The 10,054-nt window shown below is 31.7% G+C and carries 8 protein-coding genes; 1 reads left to right on the forward strand and 7 read right to left on the reverse strand.

Going from position 1 to position 10,054, the window contains the following annotated elements; all coding sequences use genetic code 11:
* From ACIQ11_RS05775 to ACIQ11_RS05790, 4 genes are all read right to left on the reverse strand, one after another.
* On the reverse strand, positions 1-336 hold a 336-nt coding region (locus ACIQ11_RS05775), incomplete at its 3' end, for an OsmC family protein (protein ID WP_396153654.1).
* Complete coding sequence (locus ACIQ11_RS05780) at positions 336-2,018, reverse strand: LysM peptidoglycan-binding domain-containing protein (protein WP_396153656.1); 1,683 nt, start codon at positions 2,016-2,018, stop codon at positions 336-338. The genes ACIQ11_RS05775 and ACIQ11_RS05780, both read right to left, overlap by 1 nt.
* A 193-nt stretch (positions 2,019-2,211) precedes the next feature.
* Positions 2,212-3,741, reverse strand: coding sequence for a glutamine-hydrolyzing GMP synthase (gene guaA, locus ACIQ11_RS05785; protein ID WP_396153658.1), 1,530 nt, complete (start codon positions 3,739-3,741; stop codon positions 2,212-2,214).
* A gap of 107 nt (positions 3,742-3,848) precedes the next feature.
* Positions 3,849-5,027 (reverse strand): AIR synthase related protein, encoded by a 1,179-nt coding sequence (locus ACIQ11_RS05790; RefSeq protein WP_396153660.1) that lies wholly within the window; start codon positions 5,025-5,027, stop codon positions 3,849-3,851.
* A 174-nt stretch (positions 5,028-5,201) separates the two neighbouring features.
* Here ACIQ11_RS05790 and ACIQ11_RS05795 point away from each other — a divergent pair, with 174 nt between their 5' ends.
* The gene (locus ACIQ11_RS05795; protein WP_396153662.1) at positions 5,202-6,617 is read left to right on the forward strand and encodes an FAD-dependent monooxygenase; all 1,416 of its coding nucleotides are present in this window, start codon (positions 5,202-5,204) and stop codon (positions 6,615-6,617) included.
* A gap of 89 nt (positions 6,618-6,706) precedes the next feature.
* Here the strand turns inward: ACIQ11_RS05795 and ACIQ11_RS05800 are convergent, their stop codons facing one another.
* The 3 genes from ACIQ11_RS05800 to ACIQ11_RS05810 all read right to left on the reverse strand — a co-directional run.
* Positions 6,707-7,573 (reverse strand): OmpA family protein, encoded by an 867-nt coding sequence (locus ACIQ11_RS05800; protein ID WP_396153664.1) that lies wholly within the window; start codon positions 7,571-7,573, stop codon positions 6,707-6,709.
* A gap of 48 nt (positions 7,574-7,621) precedes the next feature.
* The gene (locus ACIQ11_RS05805) at positions 7,622-8,395 is read right to left on the reverse strand and encodes an OmpA family protein (protein ID WP_396153667.1); all 774 of its coding nucleotides are present in this window, start codon (positions 8,393-8,395) and stop codon (positions 7,622-7,624) included.
* Between the two features lie 95 nt (positions 8,396-8,490).
* The coding region (locus ACIQ11_RS05810) for a glutamine synthetase type III (protein WP_396153669.1) at positions 8,491-10,054 on the reverse strand (1,564 nt) is incomplete at its 5' end.

Here is a 10,054-nt window from a genome sequence, read left to right on the forward strand (position 1 = left end):
TGCCGTTTTCTCTAAGCTGATTCTTTCTTTGTCAGATACTTCTACATTCATCGAAAAAGTAACGTGAATTTCTGTAATTCGTCGCGGTTCGGTTCCCATAATTTTAGTTACTTCAGCTGTAGAATTAGAAAAATCTACGTTTAAATCTTGTGCTTTAATCCCCATTACGGTAAACATACAACTTGCTAATGCATTTGCTACTGTATCGGTTGGAGAAAACGCTTCTCCTTTTCCGTTGTTATCAATTGGTGCATCCGAAATAATTTCTGAACCAGAAGCTAAATGTATCGATGATGTTCTTAAATTGCCTAAATAAGTTACTTTTGACGTTGCCATTATTGTGCTTGTTTTATGGTTAAATCAGAATTATAATACATCATATACACGCCGTAATTATTGCTGTTAGAATAATTAAACTGACTTTCAATTTGTTCCGAAATTTGACTTTCAGCAGATTTAATAAATCCGTCTTCCTGACACATTCTTAAAATAGCATCAAACGTAACATCAAAGCCACGTGTCGCATATTGGTTGGGTTGTATTTTATTGTCTTTTTTAAATGCTTTTGCAAAATGCAATGCTTCCACTGATTCGTTTTCGCAAATTGCAGAAGGATACAACATTTGCAATGCAGCTAAATTTTTAGATGGAATTTCTTCAAAATCCAAAGCGTCATTTCTTTCAATAACCACCAAGTTAATATCAAATTCTTTTTTAAGTTTTAATAAATTATTGACTACAGAAAGTACTTGTATAATTTTATCTGAATCTAAAATTACAAAGTTCTTTTTCCCTTTTTGCAAATTAGATTTTAAAGTTGCATAATCAAAAATTCCTTTTTCATTAAAATAAAACGATTTAACTCCTTGATAATTAGTTGAAAAATAAGTACTTAATTTTGATTTTGATGAGGAATGAATAGCAAAAATAGCGTCCGATTTAGTTTGCAAATACGCCATTAATTTTTCCTTTTGAATGGTTTCATTTGGCATAGCATAAAAAACATTCGATCCACCTACCCCAACATCATTCGTTAATGGCGAAATAACGGCCGTTTTTTTATCCACTAATTGCCCAGCAAGTTCTACGAAAGAATTGGTAAAAGGTCCAATTACCACATCGACATTTGAAAAATCATTATTTTTTATAATTGTAGCAACATTAGAGGAATATTTAGAAGTTTCTGCGTCGTATACTTTTGCATTAAATGGCAATCCCAATACTTTAGCTGAATCAATAGCCTTTAATGCACCTGCATAAAAATCAAGTGTAATATTTAAAAATTTATCAGTTTTTAAATATTCGATTTTTGTTTTAGAAGAATCTTTCTCAATTCTATTAATATTAAAAGGCATCAATAAAACTAAATTTCTTTCTCTGGTTTTATTTACAGTTTCTAATAAATTTACTTTTTCTTTCTTTAAAATTATAGAATCTTTCTTTACAACTAAATTACTTTTTTTTGGCAGAACCAATAACGTACCTTCAATTAAACCCTCTTTTGCTGATGGATTTTTCGCAATTATTTCTTCTATAGAAACATTAAATTTTTTCGAAATACTATACAGCGTTTCTTTAGCTTCTACTTCATAAGAAATCACTTTTTCTGAAGAAACAATATTTTTTACTGATTTTGGTAAAGTTAAAACGACTCCTTTTTTCAATCGAATTTCGGTTCCAATTTCAAACTCAGTTCCTATTTCTGGATTTAGTTTTTCCAACTCTTCAATTGAAATTCCATATTTTTTGGATACCGAATATTTTGTGTCTTTAGACTGAATAATATGTTTATTTGGCGTAGATAAATCTATTATTGCAGCTTTTGGAATGGTAAGAATACTATTTTCTTGAACACCGGATTTAACTTCTGGATTGGCTTTTAGAATGTCTTCAGTAGAAACATTATATTTTTTTGAAATACTATAAAGTGTTTCACCTTTAGTAACGGTATGTTTGGTTTGAGCATAATTTAAATAACTCACTAAAAATAATATTAATACAAAATATGCTTTTTTCATATGGGTAAGTTTGTGTTTTTATTACAAATCAAATTCAATGCCAAGTTAAATAATGACAAAATCAGATTCAATATCACTTTTCAAAAATAAGCATTATTATTTCAATTACAACATTTGAAAAATAAAAAAGCAATGTCAAATTTTTAATTAAATATTGACATTGCCATTGTTTTTTGATATTGTTATATCTTTTTTATTCCCATTCAATAGTTGCTGGTGGTTTCGAGCTAATGTCGTATACCACTCGGTTTACACCACGAACATTATTGATAATTTCATTCGATATTTTCATTAAAAACTCATACGGTAAATGTACCCAATCAGCTGTCATTCCGTCTGTAGATTCTACAGCTCTTAATGCTATTACTTTTTCATACGTACGTTCATCACCCATTACACCTACGCTATTTACAGGTAATAAAATAGCACCTGCTTGCCAAACTTTATCGTATAAACCGTGTTCTTTTAATCCGTTGATAAAAACAGCATCTACTTCTTGTAAAATAGCTACTTTTTCTGGTGTAATATCTCCTAAAATACGAATAGCCAAACCAGGTCCTGGGAAAGGATGACGACCTAATAACTCAGGATCAATTCCTAATGTAGCTCCTACTCTACGAACTTCATCTTTAAACAACATTCGTAAAGGTTCTACAATTTGTAATTTCATAAAATCAGGTAAACCACCTACATTATGATGCGATTTTATAGTCGCTGAAGGTCCGCCTGTAGCTGAAACCGATTCAATTACATCAGGGTAAATCGTACCTTGACCTAAAAATTTTACATCTTTTAATTGATTGGCTTCATCGTCAAAAACTTCTATAAACGCATTTCCAATTGCTTTACGCTTCGCTTCAGGATCATCAAGTCCGGCCAAAGCATCATAAAAACGCTGAGAAGCATCAACACCTTTAACGTTTAATCCCATTCCTTTATATTGGTCTAATACGCTTTGGAATTCGTTTTTACGTAATAATCCGTTGTTTACAAAAATGCAATATAAATTACTACCTATTGCTTTATTTAAAATTACCGCAGCAACAGTTGAATCTACTCCGCCAGATAATCCTAAAACTACTTTATCATCACCAATTTTGGCTTTCATATCTGCAATTACTTCTTCCACAAATGCATTTGGCGTGAAGGTTTGTTCCACTTTTGCAATTTTAACTAAGAAGTTTTCTAACATTTGTTTTCCATCTGTAGAATGATAAACCTCTGGATGAAATTGAATAGCGTAAGTTATCTCACCTTCAATTTTATACGCAGCATTTTCAACGTCTTTTGTACTTGCTATTTTAACACCATTTGTTGGCAATTTTTTGATGGAATCGGAATGACTCATCCAAACTTGGCTATTATCAGAAACACCTTCTAAAAACACTTCGTTTTCTTTGATGTAAGATAAATTTGCTCTTCCGTATTCTCTTGTATTGGATGCCGCTACTTCTCCACCTGAAAAATGCGCTAAATATTGTGCACCATAACAAACCGCTAATAAAGGTTTTTTACCTCTAATTTCAGATAAATCTGGGTGAAGTGCTTCTTCCGAACGCACCGAACAAGGACTTCCACCTAAAATTACCGCTTTATAGGATGATAAATCGGCAGGTATTTTATCGAATGGAAAAATTTCACAGAAAATATTTAATTCTCTTACTCTTCGAGCTATTAATTGGGTATATTGTGATCCGAAATCTAAAATTAAAACATTATTCATTTTTGTTTTGTTGTTGTGTTTTATTATAATTATTTATGAAATTAAACAACACAGATTAGATAAATTTTAAAAATTATTGAAATTTCTCTAATCTGTGTTATTATACTTTAATATTCAAACGTTCCGTATTCCGAAACTATCGTTAGCTTTTTACTTTCTGATTGCTCTACTCTACCTACAATTTGTGCATCGATATTAAATGATTTTGAAATTTCGATGATATCTTGTGCAATTTCAGCAGGTACATAAATTTCCATTCGATGTCCGCAATTGAATACCTGATACATTTCTTTCCAATCGGTTTTAGAATTTTCTTGAATCAATTGAAATAACGGTGGCACTGGAAATAAATTATCTTTAATCACGTGAACGTTGTCTACAAAGTGAAGCACCTTAGTTTGGGCGCCACCACTGCAATGGACCATTCCGTGAATTTGATTTGAATTGTATTTAGATAGTAATTTTTTAATAACTGGCGCATACGTTCTGGTTGGAGAAAGCACTAATTTTCCCGCGTCAATTGGACTATTTTTAATAGCATCAGTTAACTTCGTTTGACCCGAATACACCAATTCGTTTGGAACAGCTGCATCAAAACTTTCTGGATATTTAGTTGCCAAATATTTCGCAAAAACATCGTGACGCGCAGATGTTAAACCATTACTTCCCATTCCGCCATTGTATTCTGTTTCATAGGTAGCTTGACCAAATGAGGCCAATCCTACAATTACATCACCCGCTTGAATATTCGCATTATCAATTACATCGGCACGTTTCATTCGAGCGGTAACTGTTGAATCTACGATAATAGTTCGAACCAAATCGCCCACATCTGCAGTTTCGCCTCCTGTTGAATGGATAGTCACGCCGTGTTTCTTTAATTCTGCAATTAATTCTTCTGTTCCATTAATAATAGCTGAAATAACTTCGGCTGGAATTAGATTTTTATTTCTTCCTATAGTAGATGACAATAAAATATTATCGGTTGCTCCAACACACAATAAATCGTCAATATTCATAATTAACGCGTCTTGCGCAATACCTTTCCAAACAGAAACATCACCCGTTTCTTTCCAATACATATAGGCTAAAGCTGATTTTGTACCTGCGCCATCGGCGTGCATTATGACGCAATAATCATCATCCTGTGTTAAATAATCCGGGATAATTTTACAAAATGCTTGGGGAAACAATCCTTTATCAATGTTTTTAATGGCATTATGCACATCTTCTTTAGAAGCAGAAACTCCTCTTAAATTGTAGCGTTGGCTCGTTTCAGAACTCATTATTGTAGTGTTGTTTGTTGTGTTTGGCAAAGATATAAATAATTAGGTAATGTGCCAATAAGATAATGAGACAATTTGCCAATTCAAAATAAAACAATTTAGAATTAAATAGTATCACAGAAATTTTCACAATCTTTGCAGCTAAGTTGTATACCAAACAATTAAAAATTAGAATTGGAAAAGTTAGTAAATTCATTTGCGAGTTGGTCAGTTTGTCAAAATTGTAAAGGACAAGGAAAAAAAAATCGGAGACAACCTAAAAAGTCGCTTATTCAACAAGAAAAAGTCGCAACTAAAAACGAACAAATAGCTTGTAAAATTTGTTTGGGTTCTGGTATACTTCCTTCTGTGAATTTTCCTCAAGTTGATAACGAAAACTACCCACACGTGGCAATAATCGGTGCTGGAATTGGCGGTGTTGCTTTAGCTGTAGCCTGTTTACACCGTGGAATTCCATTTACACTTTACGAAAGAGATAAAAGTTTTGCAGACAGATCACAGGGTTACGGACTAACGCTTCAGCAAGCCAGTAAAGCAATAAAAGGCTTCGGATTATTTTCATTAAAAGAAGCAGTAGTTTCTACTAAACATATTGTTCATACTTCAGAAGGAAAAGTAATTGGCGAATGGGGACTCAGAAAATGGCTGCCATCCGATACAAAAAAACAAGCAAAACATTCTAACTTACACATTTCAAGGCAAGCTTTACGCAGCGCTTTATTAGAACAACTGGACGAACACAACAGTGTGAAATGGGGACATCAACTTGTTGATTTTAAAGAATCGAATACAAATAAAATCGATTTAAGTTTTCTGGTAAACGGTGAAATTAAGAAAGTTCAAACTAACATTTTAGTTGGTGCAGATGGCATTCGAAGTTCAGTCAGAAAATTATTGTTAGGTGAAGAAATTACACCTTTACGATATTTAGATTGTATGGTGATTTTAGGAATTTGTAAATTAAGCGCACTTGAAAATACTCAAAGTCCTTTACTCGATGGTGCCACGGTATTTCAAACTGCCAACGGAAAAGAACGCATATATATGATGCCATATTCTAAAGAGGCTATAATGTGGCAACTTAGTTTTCCCATTTCGGAAGCAGCAGCAAAAGAAATAAGTAAAAAAGGCAATAATTCGCTTAAAGAGGAAGCCATACTAAGAACAAATTGGCACACACCTATTCCAGAAATAATAAAAGCTACTTTAGAATCCGAAATTTCAGGTTATCCTGTTTACGATAGAGAAATACTATCTAGTTCATTATTAGAGAAAACGGGGAAAAACATAACTTTAATTGGAGATGCCGCCCATCCAATGAGTCCGTTTAAAGGACAAGGCGCCAATCAAGCATTATTGGATGCTTTATCTTTAGCAAGAGAAATTACAAAAAAATGTACAAAATCATCAAACTGGAAAGAAATTGGAATTCGAAAAAGTATCTTAAATGATTTTGAATCCGAAATGATAACACGAAGCGCCACTAAAGTGAAAGATTCTGCAGAAGCGGCGAAATTTTTACACTCAGAAATAGCACTTTTTGAAGGTAACGAACCAAGAGGAAGTGTAGCGAAAAAATTAGATAATTAGATAATTGGACAATTAGATAATTAGATAATTAGATTTTTAGATTGTTAGATAATTGGCACATTGAGTAATTGACTAATTATCTAATTGACTTACATTTCTAAAATCATAATTTCTACTCTTCTATTGGCTGCAGCTTGTTCTTCTGTTGCTTCTGGAATGGCAAATTTTGGTTTCGAAACACCAAATCCTTTTACTTTTATACGGCGTTCTAAAATGTAATTTGATTGCAAAATACGTTTGACTTGTCTGGCTCTATCTAAAGATAAATTTCGAATATCTTTATCCACACAACAAATATGTCCTTGAATCTCAATATATAATTTTGGATTCATTGTCATAATTCGAATCAATTCAAAAATTTCTCTTTGAGAAGAAGGCATAATGCCAAAGGAATTTTTATAAAACTGAATTTCAGGCAAAACAATTAAAGTTCCTGGTCGAGACAATTGAATTTTTTCTTCTAAAGTAGCGCCTTCTGGGAAATTCATATCCTTTTCCTCAATTGGAATTAATCCGTTTGTTGGAATATCTTTAGGGACTTCCACCTCTACTTTTGGTTGAATTAAAAGGGCTTCTTTAGCTAAATCTTTTTCTTGTAAAAAAACGATAATGGCTTTTCTGTTTTCTGCTTTACTATTCGATTTTGCACCTTTTTCGCCTAAAGAAATCGATTTAAAATCTTCCCTAATTTTTACTGAAAGTTTTACTTTATTAAAAATATAATCTACACGTTTTTGTGATAAAGTATCATTGTAACCTGAAGAGCCTACTTCATCCGTAGAACCCGTAATAGAAAGAATTTTAGAATTTTTATTTGCTGTAATCCATTTATTTAATTTTGTCAATTCGACTTGATTTAATGCAGATTTATTGTTTTCAAAATAAAACGAAACACTTTCTTGACCAAAAAAGGTAAATGGTAAAAGGTATAAGGCAATAGCAAATAAGTTTTTCATTAATTAGTTTATTATAGATATACAAATATAGACTAAAAACTATGCCATTTATTTATCAACGATTAAAATTTCTATACGACGATTGGCTTTTCGTTCCTCTTCATTTTTTTCTGGAATGGGAAAAATAGGTTGCGCTGCATCGAAGCTTTTATAACTTAATCTCGATTTATCAATTCCGTTTACCACTAGATATTCAATGGTTCCAACACAACGTTTTAAAGCAATTTCTTCTTTATCTTTTCCGGGCGTGCAACAAATATGACCGTGAATTTCTATCTTTAATTTCGGATTATCTTTCAATGCTTTTAATAATTCTTCCCGTGGTTTGTAGGATTCTGGATATAAAACATCCGTTCTGTCGTAAAAAAATAAATTTTTAAGTACTAATTTATCGCCTTTTTTAGATTTAGAAATACGTGTACCTAAACTTTCTTCTGGAACAACTTTTGGTGGCACTGTTTTTTCAATTTTAAAATGAATTTCTACTTTTCTGTTTAAATCTAAATCTTTCAATTGATTGAAATTTTCTCCTTTAGATTTTACTTCAAACACAGAATTAAAAGAAGACAATCGAATTAAACTTGAAACAAAATTGGCTCTTGCTAATGCTAATGAATCGTTATATTTATTAGAAGAACGCAAATCGCAAAAACCAATAACTTTCTGAATTTTTAAATCTTTTGTTTTCATAAATTCATTGAATTTAACCATTTCTTTTTGGCTAAGCTCACTCGAATTGGTATCAAAATAAAGTGTCATCTTTTTTTGTGAAAAAGACGTTAAGCAAAAAATAGAAAATAAACTTATAATTAATGATTTCATAAAATCGTACTTTTTAGTATAACTTAAAACTACCAAAATTATTGTAAAAAAAATGCTTGTTATTACTAACAAGCATTTTCAAATCTAAACAAATATTATTTAATAAAAAACAATTCTCTGTATTTTGTTAATGGCCAAATTCCATTATCAACTAAAAGTTCTAATTTATCGCAGTGTTCGCGAATTACTTCAAAATATGGTTTTACTTTATTACAGTAAGCTGCTGCCATTTTTTCTGTATTATCTAAATTATTTGCTTTTTTACGTTCTTCAATCATTTCATCAATATTACGATTGATGCCTTCAATATGTGCTGAAATTTCTTTGATTAACTCAATTTGTTCTTTCGCAATTTTAGTGAAATCTTTTTCGAAAATATCTTTTAAACCTTTTACGTTTTCAATTAACGTATTTTGATATTTAATAGCTGTTGGAATTACGTGATTACGAGCAATGTCTCCTAAAACTCTTCCTTCAATTTGAATTTTTTTCGTGTATTCTTCTAATTCAATTTCGTAACGTGATTCTACTTCAATATGATTCATTACACCTAATTCTGCAAATAAATCAAATGCTTTTTTAGAAACTTTCGCTTTTAATGCTTCTGGAGTAGTTTTATGATTACTTAATCCGCGTTTTTTAGCTTCTTTTTCCCAAGCATCGCTATATCCGTCACCTTCAAATAAAATAGCTTTTGTTCCTTTAATGTATTCTCTTAATGTGTTGAAAATCGCTTCGTCTTTCTTTAAATCTTTCGTTTCAATTAACACATCAACTTCTTTTTTGAAGTCAATTAATTGTTTGGCAACAATTGAATTTAAAGTAGTCATTGAAACCGCACAGTTAGCTGTTGAACCCACCGCTCTGAATTCGAATTTATTTCCCGTAAACGCAAATGGAGACGTTCTGTTTCTATCTGTATTATCTAATAAAACATCTGGTAATTTACCTACCACGTTTAATTTTAAATCTGTTTTTTCTTCTGGAGATAATTTTCCTTTCGTAACACCTTCTAATTCTGCTAATACTTTTGTCAATTGTTGACCAATAAACACAGAAATAATTGCTGGTGGCGCTTCGTTTGCTCCTAAACGGTGGTCGTTACTTGCTGATGCAATTGACGCTCTTAATAATTCTTCGTAATCGTGAACCGCTTTAATTGTGTTGATAAAAAACGTTAAGAACATTAAATTACTCATTGGCGTTTTTCCTGGAGACAATAAATTAATTCCAGTATCTGTTGCTAAAGACCAGTTGTTATGTTTACCCGAACCATTTACACCTTTAAAAGGTTTTTCGTGAAACAATACTTTGAAATCGTGTCTTTCAGCAACTTTTTCCATCACATCCATTAATAAAGAGTTATGATCAACTGCTAAATTGGTTTCTTCAAAAATTGGAGCCAATTCAAATTGTCCTGGCGCTACTTCATTATGACGCGTTTTAACTGGAATACCTAATAACATACATTCGTATTCTAATTCTCTCATATATTGTAAAACACGAGTTGGAATAGAACCAAAATAATGGTCGTCTAATTGTTGTCCTTTTGAAGACGTGTGTCCTAATAAAGTTCTACCAGTAGCAATAATATCAGGTCTTGTTGCAGCTAAAGCAGAATCAATTAAGAAATATTCTTGTTCCCAACCTAACGTTGGT

The sequence above is a fragment of the Flavobacterium sp. genome (assembly GCF_044361065.1).
Lineage (GTDB): Bacteria > Bacteroidota > Bacteroidia > Flavobacteriales > Flavobacteriaceae > Flavobacterium.